Consider the following 19,258-nt stretch of genomic DNA (forward strand, 5'->3'; position numbering starts at 1 on the left):
CCGATCACGAGCGGCCGGGCAAACCGGCCGGATGAATTACTCAAAATACCCAGGGCATTATGCCCCAAGCCGAGCGATCATCTCTGCCAGCAATAGGCCACGTCCTGACTGCCGCCCTCGCCTTGCTGGCCCAGACTGTCCAGGGTCAGGGCGCCACATTCGCTGTCGGTGAAGTTCGTGCTGCCGCCAGGACAACCTGCGCCACCGACGCCGCATGGGGTTGCCGTCAGGGTGTATTGCTGGCCGCTGCTGGCATAGGCAATGGTGATCGCGTAATTAGCGGCGCCGGTCTTGGGCGAAACGGTAAAAGGCAAGGTAACAGCCGTGCCCGATTGCCCCTGGCAGTCGGTCACGCTGCCATAGTTGTAACAGCCGTTGGCCGTGTAGTTCCGCTCCAGCCAATTGGCGTTTTCCGTAAGCACCGCCTTGGCATCGGCCCGCTTGCCCCGGATCGTGTAACTCTGATAGGACGGGATCGCGATCGCGGCAAGAATACCCATGATCACCACCACGATCAGCAGTTCGATCAGGGTCACGCCAAGCTGTCCCCGCCCACCCCATTGCTTCGAATCAGTCATACCGCCCCCTGAACCTCAATCCACCAGCTCGCGCCAAGATACCCGACCTGTGCCCTGCGCCGAACTCTTCTCCTTGGTCGAACTGATCTCACCCGTGGTGCCGCTGGCCAGCTTGTATTCGACCGTACCCGCCGTCACCACCGTCGGCGTCTTGATGATGCCCACAGTCGATTTCACCGCGGAAACCGGGACCGTGATCTCGACGCCGCCAACCGTCACCGTCACATAATCGGTGGCATTGAAATTGGAGTCGTTGTTCAAATCGAACACCGACTCACTCAGCCGGCCACCGGTCAGCGCATCCATTTCCATGATCCAACTGGTGCCGCCGAACTGGCAAGGGTCGGTCGAAGGCACCAGGGTGGTGAAGATGACCCGGCCATGCCGCAACAGCGGAATGCTGATTACCCGCTCGCCTTGGGCGGTACTGCTCGGCGGCTGGACCAGGTCGAGATACCAGCCCTTCTTGGTCGTCCAGTTGACCGCGGTGTTCGACAGCACTCGAATCTGCGTTGTCGTCGCGGTACGCCCTGTGGTACCGGTATCGGTTCCTTCGTAAAGAATTGTCTGCTGCTGCAATTCGCTGCGGTCCGTCGTCGTGATCCGCGAGCCGGCATCGAGCACGCCATACAAGCTCTGCACTTCGAGGTTGGTGTTATCGCCGGTCGCGAAGAACCGACCAGTACCAAAATAGATCATCACCCCCGTCTTGCCAGGCGGCGGCGCGCCAATCTCCACCGGCGCGGTGATCGGCTGCACCTGGTTGCTGGCATTGCGGGCGGTGAACAGCGGCTTGGGCGTCGAGCCCGATTTATAGGCCACGCCCCAGGCATTGGTGTTAGTCCCCGAAATATCGAATTTCCAGACATTGCCTTGCATGTCGCCGGCGTAAACCGTATCGACCACCTTGTCGCCGTCGCTGTCATAAAGGGTCGGGGAGGCGAGGCCATTATTGGTTGTGCTGTCGGTATCGAACACCATGTAGTCGGCGTCCTTGCCCACCTGCCAACCGTCGGCCGGGTTGGCATCCAAAAAGACCATGAACAGCTTTGCCGTGCCGGCGGTGCTGTTGTAACCGTTGCCGAAGATCGCCGCCCAGCGGTTATTGTAGGCCACGCGCGCGATGACCGGTTGGCCAATGGTGTTGCCCAGTTCGGCGTGCGTGAACTCCCAGAGCACCTTGGAGGTGGTGAAGGCGGTCGGATCGGTCACATCCAGGGCAAACACTGCCTTGCCGCCCGCCCCCGTCGTGCCCAGCAATACTGTTTTCCAGGCACTACTGACGAAGGCATCGCCGACAAAGGGCGAACCATCAACGAAATACTTATGGGCGTATGTCGTGCTTTTCAGGGAAGCGAGGTTCGTCATGACCTCATTTGGCACATAAGCGAACTTCTCCTCGCCCGTCGTTGCATCAAAGGCATGCAGCATGCCGTCATTGGCCCCAACATAAATCATCTTGGTCCGAGACTGATTGCCGCTGATAAAGGTGGCATAAGGCGTGGCACCGCTAGCCAATCCCTCGGTCAGCACGCTGTAGCCGAAGTTCGGGGCATGCACGAAGATCGGGTCGGAGTTGATGATGTCGCCCAGGCGGCGCGAACGGTTGCGATAGCTCCCGCCGTTTTGCAATTCATTGCTCTGGTCGCCGCGCAGATAATCCAACACCGGCGAGCTGGTGTTGGCCACATTGGCGCTGTCGATGGCGTTTTTCTGGGTACTGGTCAGGCTGGCCCAGAGAAAATCGATACCCGCTGTCCCGCTCCAGGTCTTGATATTACGTGAAGCGGCAAGCGGTATCTTGCCCGGATCGGTCACGTCCCAGACCTTGTTGCCCAGGCTGCCGTCGCTGTTGATGGCATAGGCGATCAGCTGGCCGGTCCAGTCGCCGCTGTTGAATTTGGCCTGGTAGATGACGGTGTCGGTCCCCAGGCGGGTCGAGTTGGTGGCCAGGGCGGCGGCCGAACTCTCGCGGCTCTGGATGCTGCTGATCGCACCCTGGAACGCGATGTTCAGGGCGTCCGGATCGTCGGCACCGAAGAACTTGCCCCGGCTGTTGATGGCGGCGTGCCAGAGATCGGCCACATTGCCCGGGCTGACGTTGTCACCGGTGGCCGGCCAGGTCTTGCTGCCCGCCACCAGCGCGGGGTAATCCCCGGCATAGGTGTCGCCGCCCCAGTCGGGGTTGGTCAGCAGGGTGTTCAGGCCCAGTCCCACGGTGAAATTGACCATGTGCTGCCAAGTCGCGGGGTCGTTCTTGGCGTTCCAGTACTGCTCGTCCGCCGTGCCGGTGCGGTCGGTGTAGTGCGGCAGCTGATTATTGTTCAGGGCGGTCAGGTCGTTGGCCCAGTAATAGAAGGCAATATCGGCCAGGCTGGCGCTGTTGCCATCCTGATAGGGATAGCGCGCGGTATAGGTCTTGCCATCCGGCAGCGCCCTATTGGTGCTGTCGTAATTGCCGTAGCTTCCGCTCAGGGTGTTGTTGTTCCAGATGCCGTCGGTCATCATCACGTGGAAGTTCGGCCGGCAGGAATATTCCGGCGCGTCCGTGGTGCCCGGATCATAGGCATAGGGGCTGTCGAGCCCCGTGGTCCTGTAGTACTCCCCCGCGCGCTCCATGGCCTCCAGCAGCGGGGTGCCGCCGCTCGCGGGCAGACGGAACAGCCAATAGTAGAAATCGGTCCTGTGGGCGCCGGTGAACTTGCGAATCTTGTTGGTCACCGCCGTGCCGCCCCAGCCGGAGCAGGAAGTGCCAAAACTGCTGCAGCTGTTGAGCGCCTGCCAGGCCACGCGCGACTCGGCCGAGACCGAGGCGAAGGCGCGCGAGGCGGCGGTGACGGTCATCAGGCTGCGTGTGCGGTAGAAGGAATACCAGTTGGCGAAGTTCTGCCGCTCGTCCGTGCCACCGGGTCCGGAGGTTGCGCTAACGGTGACCTTCTCATAGCAATTCTCATCGTTTAGATCGGTCGAGCTTTGCGAATTGCAGGTTGTCTTGAACCTATAGTAATAAGCGGCGACGCCGGAATTCTCCTGGCCCGGAAAATCCGCACTCGGGTTCTCGGCATAGTCGTTGTCATTGGTGGACGGGTCGTAGTCATAAACCGGCCGATAGCTGGTTGACAGATTGACCGTATTGTTCGTCGCGTAATCGTAGAAGCCGTTGCGCTTGGCCGCCGTGAACGAGGTCGAGCGCGTGGTGCCGTCTGCATTCACCCCCGGGTCATAGCTCACCTGCGGGTTGTAATACATCGGGTTGAAGGTCGCCGATTTGAAGCGCCGGGTGTCACGCTCGGCAGCCGTGTCGCCGATGCTGTCCGGCGCATAGCCCCAGCGCATGCTGCCGGAATCGTCCAGGGTCAGGATGATGTTCGGCGCCAGCGGGGTGGGGATGAAGAGCGGATTGTCCGAGAGGGTGACCGACAGCGCCTGGGCGCTTGCCAGCAGGCCGGCCAGCATCGCCAGCCAGCGCAGAAAGAGACGGGCGTGAGAATCGGGTTTCATCGTTGCCTCCTCGCTCCCTAGCGGATGTACATGGTCTGCAACATGACCACGGTATCGCCCGTCACCCCGGTGCCGCGTGCGGTGATGCGATAAAGGCCGAGTTCCGGCAGCGGCATGCCCGCCTTCAAGCTGCCGCCGGAGGTGCTCTGCTGCATCGCAGGCATCTCCTCAATGATGCAGCGCGGCTTGCTGCCCACCCCGCTGAACGTGCCGCTGTATTCCCGGCTGGCCGAGGAGGATGTCCAGGTGATGCTCTTCCAGCGCGGCGTCGCACCCGCGGCCGCCGGCTGGTAATAGCCGTTGGTGTTGTTGAAGGCCGGCAGCGAGGCCTGCTGCAAAACGCTCTCGCAATCGCGCAGGGCCGCCTCGGCCGCCTGGAAGGCCCGGTAACGGTCGCTGGTGTTGCCGGCCATCCGCTCTTCCAGGGTGCTCACCCGCACCGAAGTGACGCCGATCATGGTCAGCAGGACCAGGAAGATCAGGGTCATGATCAGGGCCGCGCCCTGCTGATGCGAACCACAAGGGTTGAGTATCTGTCGCTGCATTCTCTCGTCCCTCATTGCAATCGGTTGCGCACGCCGATGGTGCTGGTGAAGACATAGCGTAGCCGGCGGTCGGTCGGCGTCACCGTGCTGCCGTTGTAGACGTATTTCTGCGGCGCATCGGTCACGTTGTTGTCCTGGCTGACCAGCAGCAGGCTGATCCGCACGCTGCGCACATTCTTCCATTCATCCGCCGAATCCAGGCTTGCGTGACCAGCGTCGACGTACTGGTCAATGGAACCGTTGCCGTCGTTGTCCACCCCGTACTGGATTTGCATATTCTCGATGCCATCGACCAGTTCCTTCACGTCAGTCGTCCCTGCACCAATTTTTCTATACAGTGCCGGCACGCCGGCCGGGTTGTTGCGGATGTAATAACTCTTGGCCGAGATGCCCACGATCTCGCCACCCACGAAGCAGGCACCCATATCCTTCGTGGCGTTGCCGGGGGTGCCGGTACCCGTGTTGTGCACCACGTTCTGGCTGGAGTTGAAATTGGTGATCTGGAACACCGCCGCATGGCTGCAATTGGTGGCCATGACGATCATGCCGTCCGACAACTGGGTGTTCGAGGTCACCTTCAAATCGGCCGTCGTGCCGCTGCAATTGTTGTCGGTCGGCTGGCCCACAATGCTGATATTCAGGTTGTCCGTGGTGCGCAGGCTGATGACATCCGTGCCGCTGACCACGGCGGCATCGATATTGCTCACACTCACCGCCGTCGCCGGACTACCCGAGGTGACGGAAGACCAGGTGCCGCTGCCGGTGGCGTTATATCCCTCGATCGCGCTTCGAGTGAAATCCCAGGCATAGTTATCCGCCGCCGCGGTCTGGGGATTGATCGTATTGGTAAAGGTGGCGCTCGAGCAGCCTTGGTAGCCGGCCATGCGAATCTCCCGGCTCAGGATCTCCATGGCGTAGCGGCCGTTTTCCTGGATGCGTGCCATATTGTCCTGCATCTTGTAGCTTTGGCGCGACCCCAGGTAGATGTAGACGATGCCGGCGGTCACGATGAGCCCCAAGGCCATGCCGATCATCAGCTCGACCAGGCTCAGGCCGCGTTGCCCTGATTTGAATCGAAGCGGTCGTTGCATGAGCGTTTTCATATCTGCGACACCACCTGCAAGCTCGCGGTCGAACTGCCCGCCGTGGCGCGGCTGTCGTTCCATTGCACGACGATGGTCACCACGCCGGCCGTGGTGACGTTGATCGAGCCATCGCCGGCCGGCAGGCCCGCCAGTTGCGCCAGCCAGCTGGCCCGCTCGGTATCGGCCAGGGTGCTGCCAGTAGGCGCGGGGGCCGCCAGGGTGAGGTTATAGCTGCCGCTCAGGGCTGCCTGCCGATCGGCCCGCAGGCGGTCGATCATGTCATAGGCATAGAGCGCAGCCTGCGAGCGGGTATAAGCGCTGTAGTTGTTCTTCAGGCCAGTCGCCTGCAGCGCCGCCAGACCGAGCAGGCCGAGGGACATGATGACAATGGCCACCAGGACTTCGAGCAGGCTGAAGCCGCCCTGGTATGCCTTGCCTCCGGATCGGATCTGTTGCGCTTGCTTCATAGCCAGTTCAAGCCTCATGGATTGGTGCAACTCGTTACATTACTGGCATCATCTTTATTCGGAATGCCGTCGCCGTTGCTGTCCTGCGCCACGCGCACCCGTCCGGTGGCGTTAACCACGATGGCCCGGGAGCGCGCCTCACCGCCTTGCTGCAGCAGACCGTCGTAGCAAATCACAAAAGTGCCCGAATTGTTGCTCTGGCCGGAAGGCGTGAAACGGATGAAATTAAGGAAGTTGTTGTTGGCATACAGGGTCATTGGACTGGGCAGGGCGTTTTCGATCTTCAGCGTGGTCTCACCCCCATCCAGGGTGCCGTCGCCATCGCTGTCGACAAAGATGGTCCAGCCGGCACTGCCCCAGTCACCGCTGGTAGCCGAATTTCTCTTGAGCGATACGCTGGCACCGCGACGGATCGCTTCGCTGCGTGCCGTATTGAGCGAGGCCACAAAGCTGTTGGAGAGGGTGACCAGACGGTTGTTGATAAAGAGATTCTGTAGATTGGGCACTGCCACCGTGGCAAGAATGGCTGCGATGGCAATGACCACCATGAGCTCTATCAGGGTGAGCCCGGCAATCGACTTGCTCATGTGACGGCGGTTTGCTCGCATTGATGGTTAGGTCCAATCAAGTCAGCGCACAGCCCGCCCTCTTTTTCTCCGCCTCTGCGAGAAGCACGGGGCCAATGTTCATCGGCGTTTCCGGCCGAAATGTTGTGATTTCGCGGCAAGACTGCCACAGATACCCCATCCAGGCAATACGAAGACCGGCCCGGAGCCTATAAAATCGCGGCATTCAGGATTTTTTCATGCCCACACAAATTCTTATTCTTGGCGCCGGCGTCATCGGCCTGACCAGTGCTTATGTCCTGGCCCAGGCCGGCCATCGGGTCACCGTGCTCGACCGCGGCCCAACGGGGGGCGAATCGACCTGGGCCGGCGCCGGCATCCTTTCGCCCCTGCTGCCCTGGGATTACGGCCCTGCCGTCAATGACCTGGCACTGCGAGGCAGCCGGCTCTGGCCCGACTGGGCCGGGCAGCTGCATCGGCAATCCGGCATCGATCCCGAATACCTGCCCAGCGGCATGCTGGCCTCGGGCCTGACGGATGCCGCCGCCACCCAGCAATGGTGCGGCCTGCATGGCTGGGCAGCCACGCGGCCACCGGCTCATATCGCCAACCTGCTTGGCCGGGACGAGCAGGCGCTCTGGCTGCCCGAGGTCGGCCAGATGCGCAATCCGCGCTTGGCTCAGGCGCTGGCCGGAGGCCTCCAGAATATGAGCGTCACCATCCTGGCCAACCAGCCCCTCGTCGAGCTGCTGACGAACAAAGACAGGGTGAGCGGCGTGCGCACCGCGCAGGGCATCATCGAAGCGGACTTTTATATCCTGGCCGCCGGCGCCTGGAGCCAATCCTTGCTGGGCGCCCGCGCGGCCGGACTGCAGATCACCCCGGTGCGTGGCCAGATCCTGCTGTTCCAGGCCGAGCCGGGGCTGTTGCCCTGCATCGTTTACAAACAAGGCCACTACCTGGTGCCCCGGGCCGACGGCCATATTCTGGCCGGCAGCACGCTGGAGCAGGTCGGCTTCGACAAGCGCACGACCGAAACGGCAGGCCAGGAACTGCTGGCATTCGCCCGGGGTATCCTGCCCGTACTGGACGAATCCCGCATCGTCCGCCACTGGGCCGGGCTGCGACCGGGTTCGCCGGAGAATATTCCCACCATCGCCCGACATCCGGAACTGGCCAACCTCTATGCCAACACCGGACACTTCCGCTATGGCGTGACCATGGCACCGGCCAGTGCCGAAATCCTGGCCGCGATGATCTCGGGCAGCCCCTGCCCGATTGACCCGTCGCCTTATCGCTGGCCTGGGGCATCGGAACAATTAGACAAAGTACAAACACCCGCCTAGAATGGCTTAACTGATTGAACCAGCGCGAATTTATGCTGAAACACGCCAACCCCAACCTGAGTCGCGAAGACATGGCCCTGCTGTTGCGGGAACACGGCATCACGCCGACCCACCAGCGCATCGAGATCGCCCACACCCTGTTCTCGCGCTGCGAGCACCTCTCGGCCGACCAGATCATGGCCAGCGTCAACCTGCGCCACAGCGAGACCTCCAAGGCCACGGTCTACAACACCCTCAAGCTGTTTCTGGAGAAGGGGCTGATCCGCGAGGTCATCGTCGATCCGAGCAAGGTCTTCTACGATCCCAATACCGCGCCGCACCACCACTTCTTCAATGTGGAGAGCGGCGAACTGACCGACATCGAGGCCGATGCCATGCAGATCTCTGGCTTGCCCGAACTGCCACAGGGCATGGTGGCCGACAGTGTCGACATCATCGTCCGCATCCGCCCCTCGCACAGCGGCGGCCTCCACGCCTAAGCCGCATCGGCTTTGCTATAATCCGCCGCCAGTGCTGATGTAGCTCAGTTGGTAGAGCAACTGATTCGTAATCAGTAGGTCGGAGGTTCGACTCCTCTCATCAGCACCAACCGATTTCCCGCTCTTCACGAAAATTGGCCAGCCAGACCTGATCCGCGTGACCGCCCGTTCAACCCCCCTCCACCACCAGGCCGACTAAGTGTCGACGCCCGCATTCACTTCACTGCTCGCCGCCGATATGGCGGAGATCGATGGCGTCATCCGCGAACGCCTGCACTCCGACGTCGTGCTGGTGCGCCAGGTGGCCGAATACATCGTCAATAGCGGCGGCAAACGCCTGCGCCCCGCCCTGGTCGCCCTCAGTGCTAAGGCCCTGGGCTATCAGGGCCGGCAACACTATGAACTGGCGGCGGTGGTCGAATTCATCCACACCGCCACCCTGCTGCACGACGATGTGGTCGATGCCTCGGAGCTGCGCCGCGGTCGCGATACCGCCAACGCCCTGTTCGGCAACGCCGCCAGCGTGCTGGTCGGCGACTTCCTCTATTCCCGCGCCTTCCAGATGATGGTCTCGGTGCACAACATGCGGGTGATGGAGATTCTGTCCGACGCCACCAACATCATCGCCGAAGGCGAGGTGCTGCAGCTGATGAACTGCAACGACCCGGACATCTCAGTCGACGACTACCTGCGGGTGATTCGCTACAAGACGGCCAAGCTGTTCGAGGCGGCCACCCAGATCGGCGCCGTGATCGCCCAGGCCAGCCCTGAGGTGGAACAGGCCATGGCCACCTATGGCATGCACCTGGGCACCGCCTTCCAGCTGATCGACGACGTGCTCGACTATTCCGGCGACAGCAGCCAGACCGGCAAGAACGTCGGCGACGACCTGGCCGAGGGCAAGCCTACCCTGCCCCTGCTCTACGCCATGAGCCACGGCAGTGCAGATGAGGCCCAGCTCATCCGCACCGCCATCGAGAACGGCAATGCCGATAATTTTCAGGCGATTCACGAGATCATCCGCGCCACCGGCGCCCTGGACCATACCCGGCGCCAAGCCGAGGCCGAGGCAAAAATCGCCCAGGCAGCAATTTCTGTTTTGCCGGATGGCGAATATAAACAGGCTCTGATAGAATTGTCGGCCTTCGCGGTCAGCCGCGATCACTAGATCTGCAACAGATCGTCGGGGTGTAGCTTAGCCTGGTAGAGCGCCACGTTCGGGACGTGGAGGCCGGAGGTTCGAATCCTCTCACCCCGACCAACTTTCCCCCGATATTCCCATCCCCCTTTGCGGCGCCGTCGGCGCCAAGCTGTGTTGCGTGACCACCGCGCAGCCCGCAGGCCAATCCCGGCGCCTCTTCCACCTCCGGCCCACCCACCCAGAATGGGGTATCGACCCGGCCTGGCCAGCTGCCGCTCCAGTCTCGACATTCCGGCAAACGCCCGCCAGGCGCCAAAATTTGTTGCCGCCATGCCTACAACCCGCTTGGGAGAGAAGATTCCGTAGCCAACCCTCTGGTTTTAACCGCGACATTCGCGTAGATTTAACCCTGCCGGATAGGCCCCCAGGGCTAATCACAGGGCAACACTGGACACAAGCAGTACCAAAAACTGTACTAACACCTTAGGAGCATTCAATGAACAAATCCGAAATGATTGAAATCGCCGCCAAGGAAGCCGACATCAGCAAAGCCGCTGCCGGCAAGGCTCTCGACGCCATGATCAACGCCGTGGTTAAGGCCGTGTCCAAGGGCGACACCGTCACCCTGGTCGGCTTCGGCACCTTCAAGTCTGCCAAGCGCGCCGCCCGTACCGGCCGCAACCCGCAGACCGGCAAAGAGATCAAGATCGCCGCCACCACCGTGCCGCGCTTCACCGCGGGCGCTGGCTTCAAGGCCGCTGTCGCAGGCAAGAAGGCCGCGAAGAAGAAGTAATCTTCGCCTGGCGGGTGTGGCCTTGCGCCACACCCGCTGCCCGCAACATCCTCCCAAGCTGCATCGCATCTGGCGAATCACCGCCAGGACGTCTTCAGAATCCCCCACTTTCAGAATCACTCAACCTGCCCACAGCCCGGCAGTCGCTGTTTATTCGCACCGCCCATCCAACCGACTTCTACGCGGCTATTCCTACGTCAATCGCGGCCCCTTGACTTTACTGGACGAATGTCCAATTATTGGATTTGTACGTTTGTCCAATTAACTATCGGAGGTCGCCATGTCCAGCATCAGTTCCATCACCGAAGCCCTATCTACCCAACCGGCCAAGCCGGAACCCGATATGGATATCGACCGGCTCAATGCCTGGTTCGACCAGCGACTGGAAGCCAAGCTGGCCGAGCGCGAGGCCAACAAGATTCCCTCGCTCGCCATCATCGCCACCAAGGGCACGCTGGATATGGCCTATCCGCCGTTCATCCTGGCATCCACGGCAGCGGCCCTGGGCTGGGAGACCTCGGTCTTCTTCACCTTCTATGGCCTGGAGTTGCTGCGCCGCGATCTGCGACTGGAGGTCTCCCCCTTGGGCAACCCGGCCATGCCCATGAAGATGCCAGCCGGGCCCGAATGGTTGCAGAAGATCAATTTCAAGATACCCAACTTGCTCATGAGCAACCTGCCCGGCTTCGAATCGTTCGCCACCGGCATGATGCACAAGACCTTGCAGGCCAAAGGCGTCGCCAGCATCGCGGAACTGCGCGAACTCAGCCTGGAGGCCGGCGCCAAACTGGTGGCCTGCCAGATGACCGTCGACCTGTTCGGCTATGAGCGCGATGAGTTCATTCCAGAAGTCACCGATTGGATCGGCGCCGCCAGCTTCCTGCCGATCGCTCAGAAAGCAGACGTCACCCTGTTCGTCTGACGCCACTCGGGACCGGATATGCAAAAAATACTTGTCGCCGGCGCCACCGGTTTTGTCGGCAGCCATGTCCTCGAAGCCCTGCAAGGGCGCGACGATGTCCACCTCATCGCCGCATGCCGCGACCCGGCCAGGCTGCCGGATCACTTTCGAGGTGAGGTACGGGCGGGCGATTTGCGCGATCCGGCCTATGCCCGCGCCGCCGTCGAAGGCGTCGACACGCTTTGCCTCTGCGCCGCCTGGAGTTCGCTCTGGGGCAACCGGGAAAACTCCGAGCGCCTGTTCCTGCAACCCGTTCTGCAACTGATCGAAGCTGCGGAGGCCGCCGGCGTGCGGCGCGTGATCAATACCAGCACCACTTCCGCCGCCGCGCCCGAGCATTCGGCCGACCCGCAGAGCCGTGGCATCCCCCGCTCGTTCTGGCCGCACCTGGGCAATGTCATCGCGATCGAAGAGGCCTTGCGCGAGCGCGCCAAGCCGGGGTTTCAAGTCGTGAATCTGCGCCTTGGCATCTTCGTCGGCCGACGTTATGGCCTGGGCGTCCTGCCCATCCTGTTGCCCCGATTGAAGACCCATCTGGTGCCTTGGGTGGCCGGCGGCCGCACCGGCCTGCCGCTGATCGACGGCGAGGACATCGGCCAGGCCTTCGCCCTGGCAGCGACGACACCGGGCCTGAGCGATTACGAAGGCTTCAATATCGTCGGCCCGGAGATCCCCAGCGTGCGGCAAGCGATCGCGCACCTGCACACGAAATACGGCTATCCCCAGCCCCACTTCAGCGTGCCCTTCCCCGTCGCCTACGCCTTCGCCGGCCTGATGGAGGCCATCGATCCTCTGCTGCCTTGGGAGCCGCTGGTCACCCGCAGCATCATTCATCTACTGGAAGACACCGGGGCCGATAACGGCAAGGCCGAGCGCCTGCTTGGCTACCGACCTCGCCACCACTGGCAGGCCGCCATCGCCAAGCAGGTGGCCGAAATGGCGGAGCGCCAGACCTACCCGATGAAAATGTATCGGCCCATCTCTTGAAGCCCAGGCGTCCAGGCCCGATGATTAAGCCATTGATTGATCAACGGGCCCTAGCCATGTCCAGTAAAGGCGAAAAGACGCGCAGCGATATTATCGAAGCCGCCCAGAATCTCTTTTATCACCAGGGCTATCACTTCACCTCATTCAGCGACATCGTGGACAGCGCAGGCATCCTGCGCGGCAATATCTACCATTATTTCAAGACCAAGGACGACATCCTCGCCGCCGTCATCGATCAACACCTTGCCCGATTCACGGCCATGCTGGAAGGTTGGGAGAAGGAGTTGCGCGAGCCCAGGGCGCGGCTTATCCGGTTTACCGAAATGCTGATCGGCCGGCAGGATGACCTGGTCCACTATGGCTGCCCGGTCGGCACCCTGACCGGCGAACTGGGCAAGACCGCCGACACGCACAACCCCGCCAAGCCGCTGTTCGATCTCTTTCTGCAATGGCTAGCGCGGCAATTTGAAGCGTTGGGCTATGGCAGGGAAGCCGATACCTTGGCCCTGCACCTGCTCGGCCGCAGCCAGGGCATCACCGTCATGACCCATGTCTACCGCGACCCGAAACTGCTCAAGCGCGAGGTCACCCTGCTGCAAGGCTGGCTGACAGGGCTTGAACCACCCCGGGTCAAGGCAGCGGCCCGCCCAGCGCGCGCAAGAACTCGTTCCGGTACTGAGCGTCCTGCTTGAAGCAGCCGGTGTAGGCCTGGGTCACCACCCGCTCGTCGCCGCGCCGGTCCTCGCCAAGCAGCAGACACAGTTGCTCCGCCTCGATCACGCAGGCGGCCCCTTTGGCCTTGCCGTGAGTGATCAGGGCCTCGGCGATGTCCCGGGTCATCCATTCCTGGTAGGTGAAGCGATGGCCGATGGCATCGACCATGCGGGCGATGCGGCCGAAGCCGTGCAGCCGGCCGCCCGGGACATAGGCGACATGGGCGACGCCGCGGAAGGGCACCAGATGATGCGGACACACCCCATGTACGGCGATGCCGCGCACCACCACCATGTCGTCGCGCTCGTCCTGAAAACCCTCGCCCAGGGCCTCGCCCGGGTCCATGTCGTAACCGCCGAGCAGCCGCCGCTGCCAGAGCTCACGCACCCGTTGGGCGGTGCGGCCGGTATGCACCGCATCCGGCTCGACCCCGCAGGCACGCAAGAGATCGGTGATCGCCTGCTCGAAGGCGGCGACATCGAACTTGCCGCTGCGGGGGATGCCCAGGCTGCCGGGCCTGGGGGCGGGCATGCAATCGTGATCGGAACAGTCGGACATGGTCACCTCAAAGAAATCCGCGCCGGCGCAGCTGCCGGTTGTGCACCCCGGACAATAGCAACACGGCGGCCAGGGCGCCAAGCAAGGCGAGCAGCATGTCCCATTGGGTATCCCACACATCGCCCTGGGTGGCAAGGAAAGCCACCGCCTCGTCGCCGGAGGCGATGGCCACCCACCACTCGAGGAATTCGTAAAAGACACTGATCGACAGCGCCACGCACAGCACCAGGAAGGTCAGCCACTTACCCGGCCTCAGTGGCGAAGTGCGCAGCAGGATTTCACGAGCCAGGATGGCCGGTACGAGGCCCTGGGCGACATGGCCGACCCGATCATAGTGATTACGCGCCCAGCCGAACTCGGCCTGCAGCCACTCGAACAAGGGCATCTCCGAATAGGTGTAATGACCGCCGATCATCAGGATCACGGCATGCAACGCCATCAAGCCATAGGCCAGGCCGGTGAAGGGGAACGCCCGGTAGGTAAGCAGCAGCAACGGCAGGCCGATCAGCACCGGCAGCACTTCCAGAAACCAAGTGAAGCGATCTTTCGGCTCGTGGCCGGACCAGATAAGGACGAGCAGCACGATGAGCAGCAAGAACCAGAGGAAGGGACGATCGCGGGCGACCAGGCGGGACAGGCCGAGAAGTTTGCCATTGGGCATAAGGTCTCCTGCTTTGGCGTTGCTCCCATGTTGGCATAAAAAAGCCCGCCTGAAGCGGGCTTGGCTAACGAGGCTGATGCCTCAAGCGACCAGCATACCGACGGGATAGCCCAGGTCGCGCAACTGCTGCGAGGCCATGTCCAGCTCGGCGCTAGGCTTCCGGTCGGCACCGATCAGGACCATGGAGATCTGCCGATGCCGTTGGACATAACGCATCGCCTCCTCGGCCAGATCGCCTTCGGCCTGGGTCAGGCGGTAATCGATCCCGGCGCGTTCCAGCAATTGCAAAAACCTGCCCAAAAGGTGCAATGGCTCTTGCGGAGGCGAAGTCATCAAGATATCGAGCCGCTGGCTGAGCTGGCGGCAGATTTGCACCGCCGATGGCAACAAGGCCTTCTCCAGCCGCTTGCCATCGATAACCAGCAGGGCCACGCCCGGCTTGGCTCGGCGAGGGGCCGCAGACACCGGCGCGCTGCTCTGCATAGCGACCGGCACGGCCTGATAGATTGAGGATTCGCTTTCCGTTCTCACCATGTCACCGCAATACCCCGAACATCGTTGCCCACCACCCGCGCCGGCAAACGCTTGCGCGAGTCGATCGCCAGCCGCTGGAAATCGTCGATGACCAGCTCGGTGCCGACCGGGAAGGAAATCCCGCCGTGACCGAGCACCATGGCGCGCCAACCAATACCCTGCACCCGATAAAGGCCAATCCTGCGGCCGGCATGGTGCACCTCGACTATCGGCCGGCGTTCCTGCGAAGCAGCATCGAACCGGCGTTCGTTTTCCGTCTGAGCCATGTCTACCCCCACTCGATCGGGCCTGCTTCATGTACCGCCTGGCAAGCCCACTTAATGTTATGAGCCGGTCGGCAAAGCCAGCCTGCTCACGCTCTTCAACTTAGCCAAAGCATAGCGTGGGTCAATTAAAAGATTTTTACAGACCACCACGCGGGCCATAGCGGCCTTGTATGGCGGGCCTACTTGAGAAAGAGCTGGAGCAGTTCATTCAAGAAGCGCCGGCCGGTGGGGGTTGGCCGAATGCGCTCCTGTCCCCGCTCGAGCAGGCCGCGTGCCTCGGCCTCGGCCAATTCGGCCTCGACCTGGCTCAGGGGCAGGCCGGTCCGCTCCTGGAACAACCGCGAGTCGAAGCCCTCGGTCAGCCTCAGGGCATTCATCATGAACTCGAACGGCAGATCGCTACGCCGCAGCGATCGCTCCTCCGATACCCCGTCGGAACTGCCGGCCTTGCGCAGATAGTCTTCCGGATGTTTGACCCGCGCCTGGCGCAGGATCTTGTCGTGGAACGACAGCTTGGAATGGGCGCCGGCGCCGATGCCCAGATAGTCGCCGAACAGCCAGTAGTTCAGGTTGTGCCGGCAATGGCTGCCAGGCCGGGCGAAGGCCGAGGTCTCGTAATGCCCATAGCCGGCCTCCAGCAGCCGGGCCTCGACCCGCTCCTGCATGTCGGCAGCCAGTTCATCATCCGGCAGGGCCGGCGGATGGGCGGCAAAGACGGTGTTCGGCTCCAGGGTGAGGTGATAGGCGGAAAGGTGTGGCGACCCCAGGGCAATGGCCTGGCGCAGGTCGGCCTCGGCTTGGTCCAGGCTTTGGCCGGGCAGAGCGTACATGAGGTCGAGGTTGACGCTGTCGAACAGCGCCAGCGCCGCCTCAGCGGCGCGAACCGCCTCGGCCGCCGAATGGATGCGGCCGAGGGCACGCAGGTGATCGTCATTGAAGCTCTGGATGCCAAGCGAGAGCCGGTTCACTCCGGCCTGCCGGTAGCCCTGGAAACGCTCGCGCTCGAAGGTGCCGGGGTTGGCCTCCAGGGTGATCTCGGCCAGCGGGTTGAGCCGGGTCAGGGTACGCACCCGGGTCAGGATGGCGTCGATCGCCTCCGGCGAGAACAGGCTGGGCGTGCCGCCGCCGAAGAACACGGCCTCGATCGGCCGGCCCCAGATGGCAGGCAAGGCAGCCTCCAGATCGCGGCCGAGGGCCTCGACATAGCGCGCCTCTGGCAGACCTTCGCGTTGGGCGTGCGAATTAAAGTCGCAATAGGGGCACTTGCGCACGCACCAAGGCAGGTGGATATACAGCGTCAGCGGCGGCGGCAGCGCAAGACCGCCTGGCGGGATCAACGGGTGATTGGACAAATCGGAATCTTCTCAAGGCTGCGGCATGGGCATCCATGCGCGCCATAAGTTTACCCGCTCCCCGCCGCGGGGGGGCAATACAACACGAAATCACAATTATTTGATGCAAATCAAAAACCTATATATCCCTACCGAAAAAGTTGGGATAAATTGGATGGCACAGTCTGAATATAAAAAAAGCGGGTGGGTTTTGCAATTGCCCCGGATAAACGAAGGAGGTAGACATGTTGCTGTTCATGAAGAACCGCCAGCAGCCCAGCCTGCTGGAATCCAGGCTTCAGGCCCTCGAAAGTGAAAACGCGGCGTTGCGCGAGCAACTGGCACAGAACCAGGCAGCCGCCGAATCCGCGATGACGTCGATGACCCAGCAGGCCGGTGCGCTCGGCCTGTTTCAGGGTGTAGCCCGGCAATTCAACACTTACGGCGATTCTCTCAAGGAGTCGCAGTCCTCGCTCGCAACCCTGGCCGCCTCCATGAAACACGAATCGCAAGAGGTCGCGGCCAATTGCTCCAATGTAGGTAGCACCCTCGGCATCATCGAGCGCATGGCCGGCAATCTCGACGGCTTTATCCAGCGCATGTTGGAAACCGCCGACGCGGTCGACCAGCTGCATGCCCGCACAGGCGAGATCGACAGCATCGTCAAGCTCATCCAGGAAATCGCCGAACAGACCAACCTGCTGGCGCTCAATGCCGCCATCGAGGCGGCCCGCGCCGGGGAGCAAGGCCGTGGCTTCGCCGTGGTCGCCGATGAAGTGCGCAAACTGGCCGAACGCACCCAAGGGGCGACCCACGACATCTCCAGCCTGGTCGAAACCATCCAGAACGAAGCCGCCAAGGTGCGCAGCCAGGTCCAGGTCAATCCCGAGCAGACCACCGCCATGCGTCAGGATGGGCAGGATGCCCACAATGGCATGCGGGCGCTGATGGACTCCTCAGGCCAGATGGTCGGCACCATCGCCGCCACCGCCCTGCGTAGCTTCGTGGAGACCGCCAAGGTCGACCACCTGGTGTTCAAGCTGGAGATCTACAAGGTGATCATGGGCATCTCGGAAAAGAAGGCCGATGAGTTCGCCGTCCACACCCAGTGCCGGCTGGGCAAGTGGTACTACGAAGGCGACGGCAAGGCCTGTTTCTCGCGCCTGCCCGGCTACAAGGAGATCGAGTCGCCCCATATCGCCGTGCACCGGCACGGCGTGGCTGCGGTACGGCATTTCTACGACGGCGATTTCGATCAGTGCGTGGCGGAACTGGACCAGATGGAGACGGCCAGTTTGGACGTGCTGCGCAATCTAGAGCAGATGGCCGCCAGCGGCATGGCTGACCCCTCGGCGCTCTGCGTCGGCCACCAGCACTGAAACCGACAGCCTAATCAAACCACGTCCGCCTTCAGCCTTGCGACCAGGGCACGCAACGCCTGGCCGCGATGGCTGATGGCGTTCTTCTCGTCGGCCGGCAGCTCGGCCCCCGTCTTGCCCAGCTCGGGCACCAAGAAATAGGGGTCGTAACCGAAACCGCCGGCGCCGCGCGGGCTGTCGATGATCTCGCCGTGCCAGGCCCCCTCGGCGATGATCGGCTGCGGGTCGTCGGCATAGCGGACATAGACCATCACGCAGTAGTAATGCGCCTTGCGGTTGGCCTGGCCCTGCAGGGACTCGATCAGCTTCTGGTTGTTGCGCTCGTCCGATTTCGGCTCGCCGGCATAGCGGGCGGAATAGACCCCGGGCGCACCGTTCAGGGCATCGACACAGATGCCGGAATCGTCCGCCAGCGCCGGTAGGCCGGTGTGGGCCGCGGCATGGCGCGCCTTGGCGATGCAGTTTTCGATGAAGGTGACATGCGGCTCGGGACACTCGGGCACGCCGAAGGCGCCCTGGGGCTGGGCCTCGATGCCGAGCGGCTCCAGGATGCGGCCGATCTCGCGCAGCTTGCCCGGGTTGTTGGAAGCGATCACGACTTTCTTCATCACATCACTCCTTGATTGCCGCCTGCTGCTTGGCCACCAGCTGGGCGATGCCGGCCTGGGCCAGGTTGAGCAGGGCCTCCAGTTCGGCCCGGCTGAACGGCGCGCCCTCGGCCGTGCCCTGCACTTCGATGATGCCGCCGGAGCCGGTCATCACCACGTTCATGTCGGTGTCGCAGGCCGAGTCTTCCGCGTAATCGAGGTCGAGCACCGGCACCCCCTGGTAGATGCCGACCGACACCGCCGCCACCGGCTCGCGGATGACCGAGGCGGGCAGCTTGCCCTCCTTCACCAGCCACTCCACCGCATCGTGCACCGCGACATAGGCGCCGGTGATGCTGGCAGTGCGGGTGCCGCCGTCGGCCTGGATCACGTCGCAGTCGATGTGGATGGTCCGCTCGCCCAGCTTGCTCAGATCGACCACCGCGCGCAGGCTGCGCCCGATCAGACGCTGGATCTCCTGGGTGCGACCGCTCTGCTTGCCGCGCGCGGCCTCGCGCTCGCCCCGGGTGTGGGTGGCGCGCGGCAGCATGCCATATTCGGCGGTGAGCCAGCCGCCGCCCGTACCCTTGACGTGGCCCGGCACCTTCTCCAGCACGCTGGCGGTGCAGATCACCTTGGTGTCGCCGCACTCGATCAGCACCGAACCTTCGGCGTGCTTGGTGTAGCGGCGGGTGATGCGGATGGTGCGCAGGGCATCGGCGGCACGGCCGGAGGGACGGGAAACGCTGGAGCTCATGATCGATCTCTTGCCAGGGAAA

21 protein-coding genes, 2 tRNA genes and 1 pseudogene are annotated in these 19,258 nt (G+C 62.6%); 11 read left to right on the top strand and 13 right to left on the bottom strand.

Annotation, left to right across the window (positions count from 1 at the left end):
- Positions 1–77: 77 nt before the first annotated feature.
- From EL388_RS08870 to EL388_RS08895, 6 genes are read right to left on the bottom strand one after another with little or no spacing between them, the layout of a single operon-like run.
- Positions 78–578 carry a type IV pilin protein gene (locus tag EL388_RS08870; protein ID WP_126462576.1) on the bottom strand — a complete coding sequence of 167 codons (501 nt, stop codon included), beginning with the start codon at positions 576–578 and terminating at the stop codon, positions 78–80.
- A 15-nt stretch (positions 579–593) separates the two neighbouring features.
- Positions 594–4,079, bottom strand: coding sequence for a pilus assembly protein (locus tag EL388_RS08875; protein ID WP_126462579.1), 3,486 nt, complete (start codon positions 4,077–4,079; stop codon positions 594–596).
- Positions 4,080–4,096: 17 nt separating this feature from the next.
- Complete coding sequence (locus tag EL388_RS08880) at positions 4,097–4,624, bottom strand: pilus assembly PilX family protein (protein ID WP_126462582.1); 528 nt, start codon at positions 4,622–4,624, stop codon at positions 4,097–4,099.
- Between the two features lie 11 nt (positions 4,625–4,635).
- A complete protein-coding gene (locus EL388_RS08885; RefSeq protein ID WP_165919120.1) occupies positions 4,636–5,715 on the bottom strand; it encodes a PilW family protein in 1,080 nt (359 codons plus the stop codon).
- A gap of 8 nt (positions 5,716–5,723) precedes the next feature.
- Positions 5,724–6,176: a type IV pilus modification protein PilV gene (gene pilV / locus EL388_RS08890; protein ID WP_126462588.1), complete on the bottom strand. Its 453-nt coding sequence runs from the start codon at positions 6,174–6,176 to the stop codon at positions 5,724–5,726.
- Positions 6,177–6,190: 14 nt separating this feature from the next.
- Entirely contained in the window at positions 6,191–6,763 is a 573-nt protein-coding gene (locus EL388_RS08895; RefSeq protein WP_165919119.1) for a GspH/FimT family pseudopilin, read from the bottom strand.
- A 218-nt stretch (positions 6,764–6,981) separates the two neighbouring features.
- Between EL388_RS08895 and thiO the strand changes: the two genes are divergently transcribed.
- The 9 genes from thiO to EL388_RS08940 all read left to right on the top strand — a co-directional run bounded on the left by thiO (position 6,982) and on the right by EL388_RS08940 (position 13,141).
- Positions 6,982–8,088 carry a glycine oxidase ThiO gene (thiO, locus tag EL388_RS08900; protein ID WP_126462594.1) on the top strand — a complete coding sequence of 369 codons (1,107 nt, stop codon included), beginning with the start codon at positions 6,982–6,984 and terminating at the stop codon, positions 8,086–8,088.
- 32 nt (positions 8,089–8,120) lie between these two features.
- Complete coding sequence (locus EL388_RS08905) at positions 8,121–8,567, top strand: Fur family transcriptional regulator (RefSeq protein ID WP_126462597.1); 447 nt, start codon at positions 8,121–8,123, stop codon at positions 8,565–8,567.
- Positions 8,568–8,600: 33 nt separating this feature from the next.
- Positions 8,601–8,676, top strand: a tRNA-Thr gene (locus tag EL388_RS08910).
- A gap of 90 nt (positions 8,677–8,766) precedes the next feature.
- Positions 8,767–9,735, top strand: coding sequence for an octaprenyl diphosphate synthase (ispB, locus tag EL388_RS08915; protein ID WP_269470944.1), 969 nt, complete (start codon positions 8,767–8,769; stop codon positions 9,733–9,735).
- Between the two features lie 16 nt (positions 9,736–9,751).
- Positions 9,752–9,828: transfer RNA gene (locus EL388_RS08920), tRNA-Pro, on the top strand.
- A gap of 376 nt (positions 9,829–10,204) precedes the next feature.
- Positions 10,205–10,501, top strand: a complete 297-nt coding sequence (locus EL388_RS08925) for an HU family DNA-binding protein (RefSeq protein WP_126462600.1) — start codon at positions 10,205–10,207, stop codon at positions 10,499–10,501.
- A 280-nt stretch (positions 10,502–10,781) separates the two neighbouring features.
- Positions 10,782–11,423 carry a DsrE/DsrF/DrsH-like family protein gene (locus EL388_RS08930; protein ID WP_476755995.1) on the top strand — a complete coding sequence of 214 codons (642 nt, stop codon included), beginning with the start codon at positions 10,782–10,784 and terminating at the stop codon, positions 11,421–11,423.
- A gap of 18 nt (positions 11,424–11,441) precedes the next feature.
- Positions 11,442–12,449, top strand: coding sequence for an NAD-dependent epimerase/dehydratase family protein (locus EL388_RS08935; protein WP_126462603.1), 1,008 nt, complete (start codon positions 11,442–11,444; stop codon positions 12,447–12,449).
- 20 nt (positions 12,450–12,469) lie between these two features.
- On the top strand, positions 12,470–13,141 hold the full coding sequence (locus tag EL388_RS08940) for a TetR/AcrR family transcriptional regulator (RefSeq protein WP_197721771.1): 672 nt from the start codon (positions 12,470–12,472) through the stop codon (positions 13,139–13,141).
- On the opposite strand, the gene folE is transcribed toward EL388_RS08940, so the two are convergent.
- From folE to hemW, 5 genes are all read right to left on the bottom strand, one after another.
- Positions 13,080–13,694: a GTP cyclohydrolase I FolE gene (gene folE, locus EL388_RS08945; protein ID WP_232019077.1), complete on the bottom strand. Its 615-nt coding sequence runs from the start codon at positions 13,692–13,694 to the stop codon at positions 13,080–13,082. The genes EL388_RS08940 and folE overlap by 62 nt on opposite strands.
- A 34-nt stretch (positions 13,695–13,728) precedes the next feature.
- Complete coding sequence (locus tag EL388_RS08950; RefSeq protein ID WP_126462609.1) at positions 13,729–14,382, bottom strand: DUF2238 domain-containing protein; 654 nt, start codon at positions 14,380–14,382, stop codon at positions 13,729–13,731.
- 81 nt (positions 14,383–14,463) lie between these two features.
- A complete protein-coding gene (locus EL388_RS08955) occupies positions 14,464–14,916 on the bottom strand; it encodes a universal stress protein (RefSeq protein ID WP_126462612.1) in 453 nt (150 codons plus the stop codon).
- Positions 14,910–15,182, bottom strand: coding sequence for a hypothetical protein (locus EL388_RS08960; protein ID WP_126462614.1), 273 nt, complete (start codon positions 15,180–15,182; stop codon positions 14,910–14,912). The genes EL388_RS08955 and EL388_RS08960 overlap by 7 nt, the downstream gene beginning before the upstream one ends.
- Positions 15,183–15,361: 179 nt before the next feature.
- A complete protein-coding gene (gene hemW / locus EL388_RS08965; protein WP_126462617.1) occupies positions 15,362–16,534 on the bottom strand; it encodes a radical SAM family heme chaperone HemW in 1,173 nt (390 codons plus the stop codon).
- A 617-nt stretch (positions 16,535–17,151) separates the two neighbouring features.
- Between hemW and EL388_RS14410 the strand changes: the two are divergent.
- Both EL388_RS14410 and EL388_RS14415 read left to right on the top strand, forming a co-directional pair.
- Positions 17,152–17,439 (top strand): annotated as a pseudogene (locus EL388_RS14410) (methyl-accepting chemotaxis protein); the annotation flags it as partial.
- A gap of 39 nt (positions 17,440–17,478) precedes the next feature.
- On the top strand, positions 17,479–17,892 hold the full coding sequence (locus EL388_RS14415) for a CZB domain-containing protein (protein ID WP_420856658.1): 414 nt from the start codon (positions 17,479–17,481) through the stop codon (positions 17,890–17,892).
- A gap of 14 nt (positions 17,893–17,906) precedes the next feature.
- Here EL388_RS14415 and rdgB read toward each other — a convergent pair whose 3' ends face one another.
- Positions 17,907–18,500: an RdgB/HAM1 family non-canonical purine NTP pyrophosphatase gene (gene rdgB / locus EL388_RS08975; protein WP_126462623.1), complete on the bottom strand. Its 594-nt coding sequence runs from the start codon at positions 18,498–18,500 to the stop codon at positions 17,907–17,909.
- Between the two features lie 4 nt (positions 18,501–18,504).
- Positions 18,505–19,236, bottom strand: coding sequence for a ribonuclease PH (gene rph / locus EL388_RS08980; RefSeq protein ID WP_126462626.1), 732 nt, complete (start codon positions 19,234–19,236; stop codon positions 18,505–18,507).
- Positions 19,237–19,258: the final 22 nt, after the last annotated feature.

Source organism: Sulfuritortus calidifontis (genome assembly GCF_003967275.1).
In the GTDB taxonomy this organism is placed as follows: domain Bacteria; phylum Pseudomonadota; class Gammaproteobacteria; order Burkholderiales; family Thiobacillaceae; genus Sulfuritortus; species Sulfuritortus calidifontis.